The organism is Peribacillus sp. AS_2, from assembly GCF_026891895.1.
GTDB lineage: Bacteria > Bacillota > Bacilli > Bacillales > DSM-1321 > Peribacillus > Peribacillus frigoritolerans.
Window position 1 is genome coordinate 126,851 of sequence record NZ_JAPTGA010000012.1, and the last position, 18,308, is coordinate 145,158.

The window sequence follows — 18,308 nt, forward strand, 5'->3', positions numbered from 1 at the left end:
AAGGCACATATTCCCGAACGATGGTTTCAGTTTTTTTTACAGCTTACATTGACAATGAAGCGATTACATTTTAGAATTGTTTATATAAAAAAACATAGTTTTATATATGAAACACATATAAGGATTATGTCCTCGCTACAAGACCGTATATATGAATGGAAACGATCTTTGGATAACCGTTCATTATGTTTGAAAGATATCAGAAGGGGTGGAGACAATGGGCATGGCCTTAAAAGATAAAGTCGTTTTGATTACAGGGGGAGCTTCTGGAATAGGAGAAGCTGTCACACGCCGTTTTATACAAGAAGGAGCAAAAGTGAGCATTATCGGCCGCTCTAAAGAGACATTAGCGAAAATGAAAAGGGAATTTGGTGAAAACATCCTTACTTATCAGGGAGATGTAAGCAAATACGAAGACAATGAGCAAGCGGTCCAAGCTACTGTTGAGCAATTCGGAAAGTTAGATGTCTTCGTTGCGAATGCAGGCGTGTTCGATGGATTTGCCAAATTTGCCGATGTGACTCCCGAGGCGCTTTCCGAAGCGTATGATTTTCTATTCAATATTAACGTAAAAGGCTCTTTTTTCGGAGCTAAAGCTGCTCTTGAAGAACTGAAAAAAACGAATGGCAATATTATTTTTACCGTGTCCGGTGCAAGTTTTTATCCAGATGGCGGCGGTGTTTGGTATACAGCGAGCAAACACGCCCAAATTGGATTGATGCGCCAGCTTGCGTTCGAACTATCGCCTTCCATCCGGGTAAATGCCGTAGCCCCAGGAGGTACATTGACAGCACTCACGGTGATTCCACCGCTGCGTCCATTTGTGAAAATCGTCGATAATGATACGAAAGCAAGCAGCATTAAAAAACGGAATATTCTTCAACTTGCCCAGATGCCGGAAGATCACGTTGCGGCTTATGTACTGTTAGCTTCTGACGAATCACGCGCAATCACCGGTGAAGTCATTTCCAGCGACGGCGGATTGTCAGTGCGGGGCCTTGGCTAAGCTGGAGAGGTATTTGAATACGTTAGCTGAATTGTAAGACGGGTAAGGAAGCACTTTCTTTATAGGGTTTCAAGCAAAATATAAAAATAGTAAATCATTCTCTAATTTAAGAAAGTTATATCAAGTTTGGGGGCTTTAAGAGTTAGAGACTTACCTTTAGAAGGGGACTGATCGTATGCCATTCGTAAAAGTAGAAGATTTAAGCATTCATTATGAAATAGAAGGTAATGGAGAACCTCTAGTATTATTACATGGTATGAGCAATAATTCACAGTCATGGAAGGAACAAATCCAGGAATTAAAGGAGCATTATACAGTAATCGCATGGGATGCTCCGGGTTATGGGAAAAGCTCAGATCCAGCAGAAGAATATAGACATTTTAAAGAGTTCGCACGTATTCTGAACGGCATGCTAGATCAGCTAAAGCTGGAAAATATCCATCTGCTCGGCCATTCAATGGGAGCGGCAATTGCGATAGAGTACTGTAGCCTGTACCCTAATAAGGTTAATAAACTCATATTAGCAGATTCGACAAGAGGGGCTGCTGCTCTATCAGCAGAAGAGAACGAGACGAAATTGAAAAATCGATTATTTTCAATTGAAAACCTTTCTACTAAGGAGATAGCGGAAAAGAGGATACAAGCACTGCTATCTCCCCATGCTTCAGAAAATGTCCATGCACGAGTCAAAGAGATTATGACACAGATAAGACCGGCAGGATATCGTTCGGTAGCATATTCACTTTATCATCTAAATCAAATGAGTATGTTATCTCATATAGCTGTTCCTGTTCTTGTGATTTGTGGTGAGTTGGATACTGTAACTCCCATTAAGGAATCAGAAGCCATTCATGAAAAGCTAATCAACTCCCGGCTAGTGATTATTCCAGAAGGCGGTCATTTGTGTTACCAGGAAAATCCAAGGAAGTTTAATTCGAGCATTTTGGAATTTTTGAAAGGTATTGAGTAGGAAAAGGCTTCTGCAAATACTTTAGTAAAACCAGGGCCTAGATTAGAGAGAGGAATGAATAGGAAAAATGGCTAATTATACAATCGTTGATAAAGAAACGTGTATTGCTTGCGGAGCTTGTGGTGCTTCAGCTCCGGATATTTATGATTATGATGAAGAAGGGATTGCGTTCGTTATATTGGATAATAATGTTGGGGCAGCGATTATACCTGATGAACTCGAGGAAGATATGATAGATGCTTCAGAAGGATGTCCAACAGATTCTATAAAAGTGGCTCAAACATCCTTTGATGGTAACCCTAATAAATTTGAATAATAATTTTAGGTGCGTTTGTGACCAGTAGCTTTATAGATTTTTAATGTGGTGACATATCCAGATTGTCTTTGAAAGGGTGGATATTCTATTGCTTTTATCCATCATTTCTGAAAAAAAGGAAAAGGAAGAATTACTTGTGGAAACATTACAAGTTTATCGCTTACAACCAGTAAATCATGTTCAGTATGAACAACCAACCTAGAAGAACAAGGAGTGATTGCATTGACAGAAGAAAAAAAGGTCTATGACATAACTATTATTGGCGGCGGCCCAGTTGGCTTGTTTACTGCGTTCTATGGCGGAATGAGGCAAGCAAAGGTGAAAATCCTCGAAAGTCTTCCTCAACTGGGTGGACAGCTTTCGGCTCTTTATCCCGAAAAATTCATTTATGATATAGCTGGTTTTCCAAAAGTAAGGGCACAGGAATTGATAGAGAATTTAATAGAACAAATGAAAGTATTCGAACCAACAATTTGTCTTGAAGAAGCAGTTGAACAAATGGAAAAGCAAGCAGACGGAACATTTAAGATCACTACAAACCTCGATACTCATTTCTCTAAATCAGTGATCATTACTGCTGGAAATGGAGCCTTTCAGCCTCGTAAACTAGAATTGGAAGATTCAACACAGTTCGAGGATAAGAATTTGCATTATTTCGTGAATGATATGAACCGATTTAAAGGAAGAAAAGTGGCGATTCTGGGCGGTGGGGATTCTGCTGTCGATTGGGCCCTTATGTTAGAGCCGATTGCTGAAAAGGTAACATTGATACACAGAAGAGATAAATTCCGTGCCCATGAGCATAGTGTAGAAAAATTAGTGAATTCCTCTGTTGAGGTCAAAACACCTTATATTCCCTCCGAATTGGTAGGAACAGATCACATTACGCAAATAGTTTTAGAACACACTAAGACTCAACAAAAAGAAGTGGTTGACGTAGATGATTTAATTATTAATTACGGCTTTGTCTCTTCTCTTGGGGCGATTAAAGAATGGGGTCTAAACATCAATAAAAATGCAATTATCGTTAATTCCAAGCAAGAAACAAATATTTCAGGCATATACGCAGCCGGGGATATTTGTACGTACGATGGAAAGGTCAAATTAATTGCTTCCGGATTCGGTGAAGGTCCTACGGCAGTTAATAATGCCAAAGCCTATATTGATCCTTTGGCGAAAGTTCAGCCGCTCCATAGTACTTCATTATTTGGATGACCTTTTTCTGACAACAAGACTTTTCTGAAGACTAAAGTACATAGGCTGGGTCCCTGAGATAAAAGTGATGGATAGGGGGTCTCGATTTTCCAGGTTTAAAATCGAAAAAAAGTTAAGTTTGATATATTCGAGGCTTTACATGTTTTGTTACTTAACAAGGGAACAGGTTAATATGACTGTTATAATTAAAAGTCGAATTCCTTCACAGTTAGGAATTCGACTTTTTTGGTATCGCCCCTTTAGCGATTCTTCACAATATTAATGCGAGACGTGAAAATTTTTTCGAAATCTGGTATCCTGTCTAAACTCATTCAAATGTCCCTTTTATCAACGGAATACCCTTTTCTACCATAACTTTTCCTTTTGCCATTACAGTGACGATTGCCAAAGTTTCCTTTTGCAATAGCACAATATCAGCATCATTGCCGGTTTGGATACTGCCCTTGGTTGATAGTTTCAGCACTTGTGCGGGATTCGTGGTGATGACCTTCAGTGCCGTTTCAAGAGGGATTCCTACTTCTAAAACAGAATCACGCACTTCGTGATATAGCGAAGATACTTTTCCTACTTGAAGGCCTGCATACTCCCCATGGTTGTTGAAAAATGGGAGACTTGCCTGGCCGTCTGAGGAGAAGGTGATTTGTTCTACCGGAATCCCTTCTTCCAGCATCATGCGCAAGGCAATGCTGCATTTTACTTCGCCATCATCCAGAAACTGAGGAATGGTGCTTGTTGTAAAGTCTACGAACCCGCCCCGTTTTGCGTAATTGATTCCCGCCTTGAATAATTTTTCATTTCGGTTGATATGTGTCGGATGGAGCTGCCGAATCGGAATGCTGGTTTTATCAGCGATTGCATGTAACAACGAGAGCTCGCCATCACCGTCTCCTACATGAACTTCTAATATTCCTGCTTTTCCTGACAGAATACCCCCGTTACGTGCGGCTGCGACGATTTTGGTCAATTCCTCAAAAGTGGGATCTGATGATCTATGGTCGGAGATGGCAATTTCCCCGACACCGATGATTTTGTCAATGAAAATAAGGTCATCTTCAATTTTTCCTGTCAATGTTTTTACTGGTACTTGGTAGGAGCCTGTATGAATGAAACAGGAAATACCCTCTTCTTCAAGTGCCCGGGCCTTGGCAAGCAGGCTTTCCATTCTACGCGTAGTTCCGTCCGTACCAAGCAATCCGACAAGCGTTGTAATACCTGAAGTCGTAATGTCCGTAAGCATCAGCTCAGGGGTGCGGGTTTTGAATCCTCCCTCACCGCCTCCGCCAATAATATGAACATGTGAATCTATGAAACCTGGAACAACTAAAAGATTGGTCGCATCAATGATATGAATAGGAGCAAAGTTGTCAGGAATCTCGATTCTGTCATTTATGAATGCAATTTTTTCATCTGTAATCAAAATGTCTTTCCGTCCTAAGTAATTGGGTGAGTATATCTCGCCATTTTTAATTAAAGTAAGCAATTCGTTTTTCCTCCTGTAATGAATTAGTGATTTTTATCAAAATGGACCATATCCGATGAAGTGAGCCGTTATGACGGCTATTAATCCAATGAGATATTGAATAAGTACCAGCGGCAGAATCCACTTCGCCCATTTTGTCCAAGGTATGCCTGCAATTGCCAAGCCCGCCATTAAGGTGGTAGCGGTTGGGAAAATCATATTTCCGATTCCGTCCGCAAAAGAGAAAGTCAACACCGCAGTTTGGCGTGTAATATCCAATAAGTCTGCGAGCGGAATCATAATTGGCATGGTCAACATCGCATGACCGGTTCCGGATGCTAGAATAAAATGAATAAGAGTTTGGAAGCTGTACATGCCGGCAACACTTAAATAGGCCGGAATATGCTGGATAGCTTCAGATACTTGATGCAGCATAGGGTCGACGATATGCCCATCATTCAATACAACAAGAATGGCGCGTGATACGCCAATAATCAAAGCACCGCCTAGCAAGGCGGCAGATCCATTGGTAAAGGAGCTGACAATTTGATCCGCGGATAATTTACCGAATACTCCAATTACTATTGTCAAAATAATGAATAAGGCTGTAATTTCTGTAATGTACCATTGGAATTTGATGACACCAAATGCCAACACGATATAGTTAATTAAAAAAGAGATTAAGATGAATTTATGTCTTGCAGTTAATTTCGCACTTGATTGGAGCAGTTTTTTTGCTTCTTCCTTTGTATATTTTCCGTAGATTCCTATAGAAGGATTTTTCTTGACCTTCATCGCATAACGATAGATATAAAGAACGGAAACAAGGTAGACGATAATAAATAAGATAAGGCGTAACCCTATTCCTGAGAACATCGGCAATTCAGCAATTCCTTGTGCAAGTCCTACAGTGAAGGGATTCATGATAGCAGTCGTGAACCCTGACAATGCCCCTACTATGACGATGGCAGTACCTGTAATTGTATCGAATCCCAGGGCCAGCGCCAGCGGAATGATAAGAGGAAGATAAGCTAGTGTTTCTTCTGCCATTCCCATTAAGGAGCCTCCTACAGCAAAAAATAGCATCACGACAGGGATTAATAGCTTTTCACGTGTCGCCAGCTTCCGGGCCATTGTGGCGATGAGCACATCAACCGTCCCTGTAGCTCTTAAAACACCGAAAAACCCTCCAATAATCAATAAGAAAAAGATAATATTGCCGGCTTCAACCATCCCTGTGTGAATAGCTTTTATCATATCGAACAATTCCACCGGTGCAGATTCTATCCATTTGAAAGAATTGGCGTCAACAGTAGTCCGTCCATTTGCTTCTATCCGTGTATATTCCCCGGCAGGCAAAATGTAAGTAAATAGAGTTGCTATTGCGAGAATGCAGAGCAGCAATACAAAAACATTGATTTTTCTCTCTTTTTCTCCCGCTGTTTCAAGCGAAACAGCCTTCTCTTCTACCTGGCTCATAAGTGTCTCTCCTTTGTATTTAAAATTAGTACATGGAACTAATACGCTAACAAAAATTTTCCAGCCTATCGACTATCATTGTTTTCTAATATTCTGCTGTTTCCCTCCTTTTCAAATCCATGGGCACGTCAACTCAATCACGACAATTCATATATAAGCAAATTCTGTGCCAATAAGGGGTAATTGATTTTAATGAGAACTTATTGGGTGGATTGAAGTTAAAGGTCATTATTGGTTCTTTTTGGTGATATAATAAAACCAATTAAAGACAGGTAGGTGCTTTTATGTCAAAATCCTCACTTACACTTATAGCGGGAAGCTCAAAAACAAAGGAAGCCTTGCAGGAGCAACTGGAACAACTGCTTGGAGATTACGTTCATGTCAACAGCCATGCTACCGATGAGGGAATACCTCGTTCTTTGGGAGAGGGAATTATCTTGTATTCATCAGATGCAGCTTATGAAAAGAAAATGGGAATGGATGGCGTAAATGCCCAGAAAATAATTGTGGGAAAGAGAACTGTTAATCATGAATACATTGACAAGCTATTAAGAATACCAGAGGGTTCGACAGTGCTTTTGGTGAATGATGATGACGATGCAACTATAAGCCTTATTGAATCCTTATATCAGCTTGGTGTCGATCATGTTCAATTTATCCCTTTCAGGAAGGGGATTTTATTTTATGAGAATGTCCAAATAGCTGTATCGCCAGGAGAAACTCATCTGTGCCCCTCTTACATAAAAGAAGTAATCGATATAGGCGTGCGTCTTTTTGATATAACAACAATTCTGGAAGTTGTAGAATGCTGTGGTTTACACAAGGATATATCCTCTAAGATTTCTGAAAGGTATATTAGTAATATAATTGAATTACAACGTAAGCTGTTACATGCGGAGTGGGATGCCAAGCAGATGAGTAATCATATCCAAAATGTGTTGTGTACTGTCGATGACGGAATATTGGTCGTTAACGAGGAAGGGCTGATAACGGTATTCAATGACCAGCTTGCGGCATTGTTCCAGGTTGATGCAAAAGATGTGGTTAATCAGTATCTAGAGCATGTAATGAATCGCTGTGATATTATCGATTTCATCATGGAAAGTAACGATGAAAGCAAGTTCTTCAACATATACGGCGTGGATGTCGTGATTTTCCGGTTGCAAATGATGAAAGAAAATACAATTGTCGCAACCTTCAAAAGTGTACATCAAGCCTTTGAAATAGAAAAGACTGCACAAAGAGAAATGCGCAATCAAGGATTTTATTCAAAATACTGCTTTGACGATATTATCGGGGAGAATGAAGTAATGAAAGAGCGTAAGCAGATTGCCAAGAAGCTTGCCTTGTCGGAGCATCCAATTTTGATTCAGGGAGAGACGGGTACAGGAAAAGAGCTGTTTGCTCATGCGATTCATAAGCATTCATTGCGAAAGAACGGGCCATTTCTAGCGGTTAACTGTAGTGCTTTAACAGAAACTTTACTTGAAAGTGAATTGTTCGGCTACGAAGAAGGGGCATTTACAGGAGCACAAAGGGGAGGAAAGAAAGGACTGTTTGAAATGGCGGATAAAGGGACTATCTTTTTGGATGAAATTGGTGACATAAGTCTCACAGTTCAATCCCATCTGCTTCGAGTTCTTCAGGAGGGGGAAATCCGCAGAATTGGCGGCAAGAGAATCATTCCCGTTAATGTCAGGGTGATTACCGCGACGAATAAAAATCTTCATGATAAAATGCGGGACGGTTCATTCAGAACAGACTTGTTTTACCGGCTGAATGTGCTCAATCTTTACATACCGTCACTCAAAGAGAGAAGAGCGGATATTCCACTTTTGATAAAGCACCTCATCACAAAAAGCGGGAAGTGGGTAAAAGTAGAGGAAGACGTACTGGATTATTTCATGCAATATGAATGGCCCGGCAACATACGGGAACTTAAAAGTACAATCGATTACATGTTGACGATTTGTGAGGGGAATGTCGTGACGAAAAGTGACCTTCCGTTCATGCACGGGAATAAGGAAGACAGTGTGACGGCTGATTATCCCGTCTGTGAAAGTGTGTTGGAGAATCAGGAGCGCGCTTTCATCTTGGAAGTAATTAAGCAATACAACGATAAAGGAAAAGCGGCAAGCAGAGAACTGATTTCCAGTCAAAGTAAAGAATCGGACTTTGTCTTGTCCCCTCAGCAGATTCGTCGCCGTTTGGATATTTTAGAAATCGAAGGGTTTGTCGTCAAAGGCAGAGGAAGGGCCGGCACTAAGATTACCGCTGAAGGAATAGAGTATTTATATTTTCTGAAGTCAAAGCATGCTATGCGTTGATATACTTAGTCACTGCCAATAAGGGGAGTTTGCTAATTTAAGGTTTTCATAAGTTATATAAGGGGGAACGCCCCATCGCCAAAAAGAAGTTTAAAAGGTGAAATGATCCTATATTAATAGCCCCGTATCTCAGTGTCATAAAAGAGAAATGGGGCTTTTTAACACCGATAAGTATCATTCATTTTACTATAATTACCTCGCTTCACAGCAATTACCCAACCCTTACATATTGTTAAAATCATCATCATTTTCTAACGTTTTCAAAATATGCTTAGTCAGAATGGAGGCATCCGTGTTTTTCCATACTGCCGATATCGAACTGGTTAATTCCGAGTTATCGATGTTCAAGGCTTTTACTTGGCTTTTTCCCAACAAACTCACCATATCTTCCGGCATGAGGGCTACGCCTAAGTTATTGGATATTAGATTGGCAATCGTCAGTAATTCAGAGCCTTTACATAATTCTTTAGGTGAAAATCCAGCCGTCAGACAAGCCTTTTCCAAAAGGAATTGAAGGGAATGCGCTTGAACGGCATCATAATGGATAAAAGGTTCGTCTTTTGCTTCGTATAAATGTATGGCCTCTTTTTGGGCTAGTGGATGCTCCATGGAGACGACTAATTGTAAAGGGAATTTCATGAATTCAATCATGCTTAATCCTTCATTGGCGATGATGTCACTGTGGATGGGCGTTCGGATGAAACCGATGTGATAATTTTGTTGGTTTACGAGTTTTACTGCTCTTGAAGATGTTGTTTCATGCACGTAAAACTCTGTATCCGGGTATTGCCCCACAATCTTTTTCAATAACTTTGGGATATATATACTAGCTGCAGAGGGTACGGTAGCAATCTTCAGTTTAGGCTTGGGGATGGTTTTGTTTTCAACTATGTAATTCACTGTTTTCTCGATATCTTCAAAGGAAGGCGCAAGCTTTTTATAGATGTATTCTCCTTCTTCTGTCAATGTAATTTTTCTTGTCGTTCGATTCAATAATTTAAAGCCTAATTGTTTTTCGAGGGATAAAATCTGTTGGCTAAGTCCGGGCTGGGATATATGCAGGGTTTTGGAAGCCTCACTGAAACTAAGATGGTTAGAAACCTCTATGAAATAGCGGAGGGATAGGTAATTCAAACAATCACCCACTTCAGTCGGATTTGAAAATACAAGGTTAAGAAAAGTTCCTCTCAAACAAAAGCTGAAATTTTATAACATCTACTTATAAGTTTATAACAATAATATATTTCTAAAATGGAAGAGTCAATATTATCCTTAAAGAAAGGAAGAATAGGTAATAAAAGGTAGAATATTACTATTGGATAGCGGATTTTCCTTGTTTTTAATAGGTGTTTATACATATTTGTGCTTGTTATTCTGATTTCTTTAAAAAAATTCAAATCAATTACTAGTCCTTTTTGATTATATGTCTAATTTTGTAAAAAAAGGGAAAGTGAGTCGGTCGGTAGAATAATAACATTATCATCTTTTGCAGATGATGAATATGCATGAGGGGGGATTTTTATGAAAAAATTTCATAAGTGCTTTTTATTGGTCATGATTTTGACAGTCACCGGTATTATCACGGCTTGTAAAGACAGTAATGAAGGTGCCTCAGGAAGCGGTAAACAAAACTTGAGCCTGTTGACAGGTGGAACGGGAGGTACATACTATCCGCTTGGAGGACAAATTGGAAAAATCATTTCCGATAAAACAAAAGCAAATATAACACCTCAGACATCTGGCGCCTCAGCTGAAAACATGGAAACATTAAGGGTTGGAGAGGCTGAAATCGCCTTTTCGCAAACGGATATCGCGGCATATGCACTTGAAGGAACAGAAATGTTCGACGGGAAACCCATTGACAATATAATGGCGATCAGCTCCTTATATCCTGAAACTGTTCAAATTGTAACGACTGCGAAAAGCGGAATTAAATCAATCGAGGATTTAAAGGGTAAAAAGGTATCGGTAGGTGCTCCGGGTTCTGGTGCATACATTAATGCCATGCAAATCCTGGAGATTCATGGTTTGTCCGAAAAAGATATAAAAGGTCAAAATCTATCTTTTGATGAGTCGACGGAAGGAATCCAGGCAGGCAATATTGACGCAGCTTTCATTACGGCAGGCACGCCAACTGGTGCAGTCGAGGCGCTATCCGTCCAAAATGATCTTATGGTCCTGCCTATTGCAGATGACAAAATTAAAGCATTGGTTAAAAAGTATCCATACTATGCTGAAGATACAATTCCAAGTGGAACGTACAAAATCAAATCCGATGTGAAAACAGTTGCTGTTAAAGCGATGTTAGTGGTTACTAAGGATCTTGATGAAGATTTAGTTTATGAAATGACAAAAGCTGTTTATGAAAACACAGATCAAATCACACATGCAAAAGGCAAGTTCATTACAGCAGAAACTGCACTTGAAGGATTAGGGGATATGGAAGTGCATCCTGGAGCAGCAAAATACTTTAAAGAAAAAGGTGTTTCCAAGTAATGCAATTGGGTCGATAGCTCGCTTTATGTGGCCTATCGGCTTCGTTTTTTTCTAAATGGGACACTGGTTTTGAAAGGGGTACCTATGATATTCAAGAAATTCATGGCTTTTCTCATACCTCTGCTCATCACTTTTTTATTCTTTTTTCCTTATAAGCATGTAATAGCCTTTTCCTTCGAGGACCAAGGGAAATTAGTCGCATACTTTCCTTTGAAAAAAGAAAAAGAATTCAAGATTAAATATACACACTCCATCCACCTCACAGATGTTTTGGAATCATATCGGTTATCGGATAAGCAAATCGAACAAACCGAACTTGCCTATGATGACTTTGCTGTCGGTATGCCTTCCAATGCAGAGGGTGAGGAAGTTTTTGAAGTAAAAGACGGTACCTACTTCATAAAAAATATGCAACGTACATTCACATTTATAGATTTACGGGTAGGACAAGTTAAAGCCAATCATCGATTAATTTATGATGGAAAAACATACACATTGGCAGACTTCATGGAACCAGGCACATGGGTCAGGATTTCATCGGAAAGAATTTCATTGTGGGAACAGTTGAAGGGAGTGAAGATTAGTGGCTGATAAAGAAAAAATCAAATATTTAACCGAAGCAGAGCAGCAGGAGTTATTGGAAAAATATGATCCAGAAGCCGGGACAAGGAAATTAACTGGTGTCTTGGGCCACATTGCGTTTTTTGGACTCCTGGCTTTTTCGCTATTCCAATTATATACTGCCATATTTGGTGTTTTTACAGCCCAAATCCAACGGACGATACATTTAGGGTTTGCACTCTCCTTAGTATTTTTACTATTTCCTGCAAACCGGAAGAAGCGTGAAAAAGGAAAGTTTCAAATTGCCTGGTACGATATCATATTAGCAATCCTTAGTATTGGGGTAGGTGCATATTGGCCCTTATTTTTCGAAGATATCGTCATGAATGTAGGGCGTTTAGGTGTATTGGATTTTGCTGTCGGTTTTATGGCCATTCTGCTGGTTTTGGAAGCAACCAGGCGTGCAGTTGGTCTTCCTATCATGGTCATTGCTATATTATTCATTTTCTATGGGATTTTTGGACAGTATATGCCAGGATTCCTTGCTCATCGCGGTTTGACTCTGGAGCGTCTGGTGCAAACGATGTTCTTCTCGACAGAGGGCATTTTGGGTACTCCGTTAGCGGTGTCATCGACATTCATCTTCCTATTTTTACTGTTTGGATCATTTCTGGTGCGAACAGGCGTCGGTCAATACTTTAATGATCTCTCTACCGCCATTGCCGGCAGAAGGATAGGGGGACCTGCAAAGGTTGCGATTTTTTCAAGTGCTCTTCAAGGAACGATTAGCGGAAGCTCTGTGGCTAATGTGGTCACATCAGGAGCATTTACGATACCTATGATGAAAAATCTTGGATATAAGAAGGAATTTGCTGGGGCAGTGGAGGCGGCTGCTTCAACAGGCGGGCAATTGATGCCTCCGGTAATGGGGGCAGCGGCATTCTTAATGGTTGAGTTCATTGGGAATGGAATTACGTATTGGGATATAGCAAAGGCGGCTGCGATTCCAGCTATCCTTTATTTTTCAGGAATTTGGATCATGACTCATTTTGAAGCGAAACGACTTGGACTGCGAGGGTTAACGCAAGAAGAGATGCCAAGTAAAAAGGAAGTGTTCGGCAAGCTTTATTTACTAATACCGATCCTTGCCATTATTTTATTGCTCATGATGAATATCACGGTTACACATGCAGCACTGTATTCCATCGCCATCTCGGTTCTTGTAGGTTTCATAAACAAGGATGTACGCATGAAATTCATCGATATCATTTATGCATTGGTGGATGGGGCCCGAACAGCTCTTGCAGTGGCCGCTGCAACAGCAGCAGCAGGCATTATTGTCGGTATCGTCACGAAAACTGGGCTAGGACTTAAGCTTGCTAATGGCTTGATTGATTTAGCTGGTGGATATTTGATTCCAACTCTGATGCTCACTATGGTAGCGGCACTTATATTAGGAATGGGTTCACCTACGACCGCCAATTATGTAATCACATCGACGATTGCAGCGCCTGCGATAATTTTGCTTGGTGTTCCCGATCTATCTGCACATTTATTCGTTTTCTATTTTGGCATTATAGCAGATATAACTCCTCCAGTTGCTTTAGCGGCATTTGCAGCGGCAGGGGTAGCGGGAGGCGAGCCGATAAAAACGGGGATTGAGTCATCGAAACTTGCCATCGCTGCATTCATCATTCCATATATTTTTGTTCTCTCCCCGCAAATGCTAATGATCGATACAACTTGGATGGAGGTTGCATGGGTCGTACTTACAGCAATGGCAGGCATGATTGCAATTGGGGCGGGTGTCATAGGTTACTGGATGAGGGGAATGAACTGGTTAGAAAGAGTCCTCGCCGTAATCGTAGGTTTACTATTGATCTACCCTGAAACGGTATCGGACATCATTGGGATATCCGCTTTTATCGTGTTGTTGGCTTTACAATATCTTTGGAAAAATGACAATCACGACAGCTCCAAGATCTTGGAAAATAACCAAAGTATTGAGAAAAGTTGACCCTGCGAATATCAATCCGGAAGTAAAGGGTAGAGCTTAACCATTCGGGGGGGTGATTTTTTGAAGTGAAGCATCATTGAGAATGCAACGAAAAATGGGAATGTGCTTACTGTTTTTTATCGAGACAACCAGCATATTCCTACAAGAGAATTCTGCTCGTATATCCACTTGCCTTATGATAAAACCCAATTTGTTTTATTTTGAAAGGAGACTAATTCATGAAATTTTTAAAAAGTTTTATTTTAGTTACTTTCAGTTTCTTTTGTATGATCACACCGGCTTTTGCAAGTGTTCCTGGAGTGGATGGGTCAATGGGAAAGGGTTTTACAAATGGAATCGTATCAGTTTCTCATCCGTTAGCAGCTGAAGCGGGTATAGAGATACTAAAACAAGGCGGAAATGCAGTCGATGCAGCGGCAGCCATTCAATTATCGTTAAATGTGGTTGAACCAATGATGTCTGGAATCGGCGGCGGTGGTTTTATCATGATTTATAATAAAAAGGAAAATAAAATAACGATGATCGAAAATCGCGAAATGGCACCTCAAAATGTTACGCCTAAACTTTTTTTAGATGAAAAGGGAAAACCTATTCCTTTTAGTAAGCGGCATACATCCGGGAAAGCGGTTGCAGTTCCTGGGACTCTTATGGGGGTGGAGACTTCTCTTGAGAAATATGGAACATTGAAATTATCACAAGTCATAGGCCCGGCCATTAAACAAGCTGAAGAAGGGGTAAAAGTCAATTGGGCAACAGCGCAATATATCGATGAAAATGTAACGAAGCTTAAAAATAACCAATCGGCTGCAAAAGTTTTTGTACCAGACGGCAAGCCGTTGGAAGAGGGAGACACCCTCGTTCAGCCAGATCTGGCAAAGACTCTTAAGTTAATAAAAAAACAAGGTTCTGACGTTTTTTATAAAGGTGAAATCGGGGAAGCGCTTACCGAAGAAGTTCAAAAGCGTGAAGGAACGATGACAACTGAGGATTTGGAAAACTATGAAGTGAAAGAAAGAGAGCCGATTAAATCGGAATATAGGGGGTTTGAAGTGGTAGGGGCAGCTTCACCAAGCTCAGGCAGTCTGACTGTTCTGCAAATCCTGGAGCTTATGGAAGGATACGATGTGGAAAAGATGGGGGCTAACTCACCTGAGTATCTTCATCATCTAACCGAAGCTATGCATCTTGCTTTTGCCGATCGCGCTGCTTATATGGCGGATGAAGATTTTTATGATGTACCAACAGAGGGACTATTAGATGAAGATTATATTAAAGAAAGAAGAAAACTCATCAATCCAAATAGATCAACAGCTGATGTCAAAGCGGGCGATCCATGGAAGTATGAGGGCAAAGAACCCACTGGAATGAAGATGGTAAAAGAAGAGAAAACCCCAATCGGACAAACGACTCACTTTTCTGTAATGGATAAGTGGGGGAATATGGTTGCTTATACGACTACAATCGAGCAAGTATTCGGATCTGGTATCATGGTACCAGATTATGGGTTCATGCTAAATAATGAAATGACGGATTTTGATGCCATACCGGGTGGAGTTAACCAGGTGGAACCAGGAAAAAGACCAAGAAGCAGTATGTCCCCGACCTTCGTATTAAAAGATGGCAATCCCTTCATGGCTATTGGTTCACCAGGAGGAGCGACGATAATCGCATCGGTATCTGAAACGATCATGAACGTGCTTGATCATAAAATGCCCATTCAAGATGCCATATATGCGCCACGTATTTATTCTGCTGGTTATCCGACAGTAAGATGGGAACCGGGAATTGAACAAAATACAAGGCTTGAGTTAATGGCTAAAGGCCATGTTTATGAAGAAAAACCGCAACATATCGGAAATGTGCAAGCTGTTATTTATGATTATGAAAAGGGAAAAATGTTTGGAGGAGCCGATAATACGAGAGAAGGAACTGTTCAAGGTGTGTATGATGTTTCCCATAAATCGAAAAAGCCGAAAGAAATAAAAGAAGAAAAAAAGGGACCGTTTACCTTAAAAGTGAATGGAGCCGTTTATCCTTATACAGCTGATCAAATGAAACTGATCGATGATAAACCCTATATCCAATCAGATAAATTGCTACTAGGTTTGGGTGTAATCCAAACAAGGGATTTAGAAACATTTAAACCAGATAGAAAATCGTATCTACCTGTGTTAGGAGTAGCGAAATCATTAGGGTATAAAACAAAATGGAACGAAAAAGACAAAGAGGCACTATTGGAAAAAAATCCGGCGGATATTGAGGATCCGGACGAAGATGGCAGTGTCACGAATTGATTGCTTTTCTAAGTCCGCTCGGGAACTTGATTACTAAATGAACCTAAACTTGACAACCCCGGAATTCTCTATGTAAAGAGAGGTCTGGGGTTGTTTTTTAGTCATATGAAATAGTGGAGAGGTAGTCAGCCAATTGAACGAAGGTTCCTGAAAAGCCCTCCTGAACCGTTTCCTCCTCGGTTGGGGATACAGGTGCCCCAATCACCGTAAGTATTGTTTTACCTCCATGCTCGGTGAATGTAAAAGTATTGAGACTTTCCAATGGCAAGTTGTCGTTAAAAGGAGCACGTACGATGTTACCCATTTCATCAGAAAAGAAAGAGGGGTAAACGAGTTTATCTGGGGCATTTACATGATAAACAAATTTGACCCACATTACATTACCATCAGGAGATGACTGGCTGTAATGGAAAACACCTTCCTGGCGAAGCTCAAACTTAGAAATATCAAAAGCCCATCCTTTTGGGCCCTACCAGTTCTGCAGATGTTCTGATTCGGTAAAAGCCTTAAATGCAAGCTCGCGAGGAGTATTGAAACTGCGGGTGATTTCGTTCTTTGGGAACATTTTATTCCTCTAATATTTCAGTTAATGTTCCAAGCTGTCGAGTCTTTCTTCCCATATTTCACAATACTGTTCAAACCAAATGTTTAATGCTAAAGGGCTCGGACGAAGCCTGTAAATTCGACGAATTGCTTCCGTATAAATTCCATCACTCCTGATTTATGAAGCCTGCTTATATATTTGGATGCCAATGGGTGCCGAATCTGAAGTCGTTCTGCATATTTTCCCGCGGTGAAAGGGCCGTTTCTATTGAGTTCACCATTCCCACCCGAAGAGTAATTAATAATGTGGTATTCATCTTTACCCCACGATTTATTAGAATGATAGTCCTTTGTGTGAGATATAAACAAACAGGATATTCCCGTCAAATAATATTAAAGAAATGTAATGTTGTCCTACACGAGGCGGTACCAAAAATATCCTTCCCCTAAAATGAAAAATGAGCGCTGATCCTTGTTCCGGGATAGTGCTGCATTGTGGATATCATTATAAGTTTTGTTGATGAAATCACGTTCTATTTTTGGAAACCGTTTACCATGCTGTACGTCGAGAATATAACAATGCTATTTTTGTGCATAATGATATAGGTTTAAGTTTTATTAAAAAAGAACGATCAGAAGTTTTTATTTGAAAACAGAACTGACGTTCGTGTATGCTTGTAACGATGATAATCTTGGTACCGGTTATTATTAAGGAATCCAATCTTGATTCAAAGGAGAATGAAAATGATTAAACCATATTTAATGTTTAACAGAGAATGTGAAGAGGCTTTCAAATTTTATATCGAGGCTTTTGGCGGGGAACTTATTGCTATGCAAAAATATAGTGAGATCCCATCAAGTCCAGACTTTCCTGTTGAAGAAAGTGATAAAGACCTTGTTCTTTACTCACAATTAAGATTAACAGAAGATGGAGTTATAATGGGTTCTGATTCAAACCGTGAATTGAATGATAGTGACAAAGTGGTTGTAAGTGTGGAGCTGAACTCGGTGGAACAAGCTAGAAAGGCATGGAACACATTAAAAGAAGAGGGATCTATACATATGGATCTTCATGAAACATTCTTTGCGAAACTTCACGGTTCGTTGAAGGATAAATTTGGTGTTTCATGGATGTTTACTGTCAATTAATCTAAACCAGAAGACATCCTTCTTTGTAAAGTCGTTACTATTATTTGGGAAGGTGAAAATTTTAAAAATTCTCAATAAAGCTCGGACGCTTTAATGGAGTATCTAAAAAATCCCGATTTCTTAATACTAAGAAACCGGGATTTTTACTATTGGAGTTTATTAAGGTTGTACATCCGTATTTTCCCTTAAGCTGCAATAAATGATTGGATATTTGGAAATCATTTATGTGAGTTGTCTTGTAAAATGGGGTTTTCTGACTTTGCATTTACTACAATTGTGGTCATGAAATTACATTGAAAAAAATGAGAAACTGTGTTAAATTTATATAGATACACCAATTTAGTATTTTGTATAAATTATACCCTATTATAATTATACAACATAATTTCCTTCTCAGTCAAACCTTTTTTATTTTTTTAAAGGAGTGTTTGATAGGAACATGGAACTTCAGTAGGAGCAAGAACGACCGGACAGCG

14 protein-coding genes are annotated in these 18,308 nt (G+C 40.0%); 10 read left to right on the forward strand and 4 right to left on the reverse strand.

Annotation, left to right across the window (positions count from 1 at the left end; genetic code table 11):
- Positions 1–217: 217 nt before the first annotated feature.
- The 4 genes from OTG27_RS20285 to OTG27_RS20300 all read left to right on the forward strand — a co-directional run bounded on the left by OTG27_RS20285 (position 218) and on the right by OTG27_RS20300 (position 3,507).
- Positions 218–1,006: an SDR family NAD(P)-dependent oxidoreductase gene (locus OTG27_RS20285; protein WP_268937909.1), complete on the forward strand. Its 789-nt coding sequence runs from the start codon at positions 218–220 to the stop codon at positions 1,004–1,006.
- A 175-nt stretch (positions 1,007–1,181) separates the two neighbouring features.
- Complete coding sequence (locus OTG27_RS20290; RefSeq protein ID WP_268937910.1) at positions 1,182–1,976, forward strand: alpha/beta fold hydrolase; 795 nt, start codon at positions 1,182–1,184, stop codon at positions 1,974–1,976.
- Between the two features lie 67 nt (positions 1,977–2,043).
- On the forward strand, positions 2,044–2,292 hold the full coding sequence (locus OTG27_RS20295) for a ferredoxin (RefSeq protein ID WP_034312590.1): 249 nt from the start codon (positions 2,044–2,046) through the stop codon (positions 2,290–2,292).
- A gap of 222 nt (positions 2,293–2,514) precedes the next feature.
- Complete coding sequence (locus tag OTG27_RS20300) at positions 2,515–3,507, forward strand: NAD(P)/FAD-dependent oxidoreductase (RefSeq protein ID WP_034312587.1); 993 nt, start codon at positions 2,515–2,517, stop codon at positions 3,505–3,507.
- Positions 3,508–3,814: 307 nt separating this feature from the next.
- Here the strand turns inward: OTG27_RS20300 and iadA are convergent, their stop codons facing one another.
- Together iadA and OTG27_RS20310 are read right to left on the reverse strand one after the other, a co-directional pair.
- On the reverse strand, positions 3,815–4,987 hold the full coding sequence (gene iadA / locus OTG27_RS20305; RefSeq protein ID WP_268937911.1) for a beta-aspartyl-peptidase: 1,173 nt from the start codon (positions 4,985–4,987) through the stop codon (positions 3,815–3,817).
- A 36-nt stretch (positions 4,988–5,023) separates the two neighbouring features.
- Positions 5,024–6,445 (reverse strand): YfcC family protein, encoded by a 1,422-nt coding sequence (locus OTG27_RS20310; protein ID WP_268937912.1) that lies wholly within the window; start codon positions 6,443–6,445, stop codon positions 5,024–5,026.
- A gap of 284 nt (positions 6,446–6,729) precedes the next feature.
- On the opposite strand from OTG27_RS20310, the gene OTG27_RS20315 reads away from it, so the two are divergent.
- Positions 6,730–8,772 (forward strand): sigma-54 interaction domain-containing protein, encoded by a 2,043-nt coding sequence (locus OTG27_RS20315; RefSeq protein ID WP_268937913.1) that lies wholly within the window; start codon positions 6,730–6,732, stop codon positions 8,770–8,772.
- Between the two features lie 222 nt (positions 8,773–8,994).
- Here OTG27_RS20315 and OTG27_RS20320 read toward each other — a convergent pair whose 3' ends face one another.
- Positions 8,995–9,906 (reverse strand): LysR family transcriptional regulator, encoded by a 912-nt coding sequence (locus OTG27_RS20320; RefSeq protein ID WP_268937914.1) that lies wholly within the window; start codon positions 9,904–9,906, stop codon positions 8,995–8,997.
- 387 nt (positions 9,907–10,293) lie between these two features.
- Here OTG27_RS20320 and OTG27_RS20325 point away from each other — a divergent pair, with 387 nt between their 5' ends.
- From OTG27_RS20325 to ggt, 4 genes are all read left to right on the forward strand, one after another.
- A complete protein-coding gene (locus tag OTG27_RS20325; RefSeq protein WP_095678319.1) occupies positions 10,294–11,268 on the forward strand; it encodes a TAXI family TRAP transporter solute-binding subunit in 975 nt (324 codons plus the stop codon).
- 84 nt (positions 11,269–11,352) lie between these two features.
- Complete coding sequence (locus OTG27_RS20330) at positions 11,353–11,859, forward strand: DUF1850 domain-containing protein (protein ID WP_268937915.1); 507 nt, start codon at positions 11,353–11,355, stop codon at positions 11,857–11,859.
- Complete coding sequence (locus OTG27_RS20335; RefSeq protein WP_268937916.1) at positions 11,852–13,846, forward strand: TRAP transporter permease; 1,995 nt, start codon at positions 11,852–11,854, stop codon at positions 13,844–13,846. The genes OTG27_RS20330 and OTG27_RS20335 overlap by 8 nt, the downstream gene beginning before the upstream one ends.
- 218 nt (positions 13,847–14,064) lie before the next feature.
- Complete coding sequence (gene ggt / locus OTG27_RS20340) at positions 14,065–16,140, forward strand: gamma-glutamyltransferase (RefSeq protein WP_268937917.1); 2,076 nt, start codon at positions 14,065–14,067, stop codon at positions 16,138–16,140.
- Between the two features lie 97 nt (positions 16,141–16,237).
- Here the strand turns inward: ggt and OTG27_RS20345 are convergent, their stop codons facing one another.
- Positions 16,238–16,585 carry an SRPBCC family protein gene (locus OTG27_RS20345; RefSeq protein ID WP_308789446.1) on the reverse strand — a complete coding sequence of 116 codons (348 nt, stop codon included), beginning with the start codon at positions 16,583–16,585 and terminating at the stop codon, positions 16,238–16,240.
- Positions 16,586–17,427: 842 nt separating this feature from the next.
- Here OTG27_RS20345 and OTG27_RS20350 point away from each other — a divergent pair.
- Positions 17,428–17,832, forward strand: a complete 405-nt coding sequence (locus OTG27_RS20350) for a VOC family protein (protein WP_057275944.1) — start codon at positions 17,428–17,430, stop codon at positions 17,830–17,832.
- Positions 17,833–18,308: the final 476 nt, after the last annotated feature.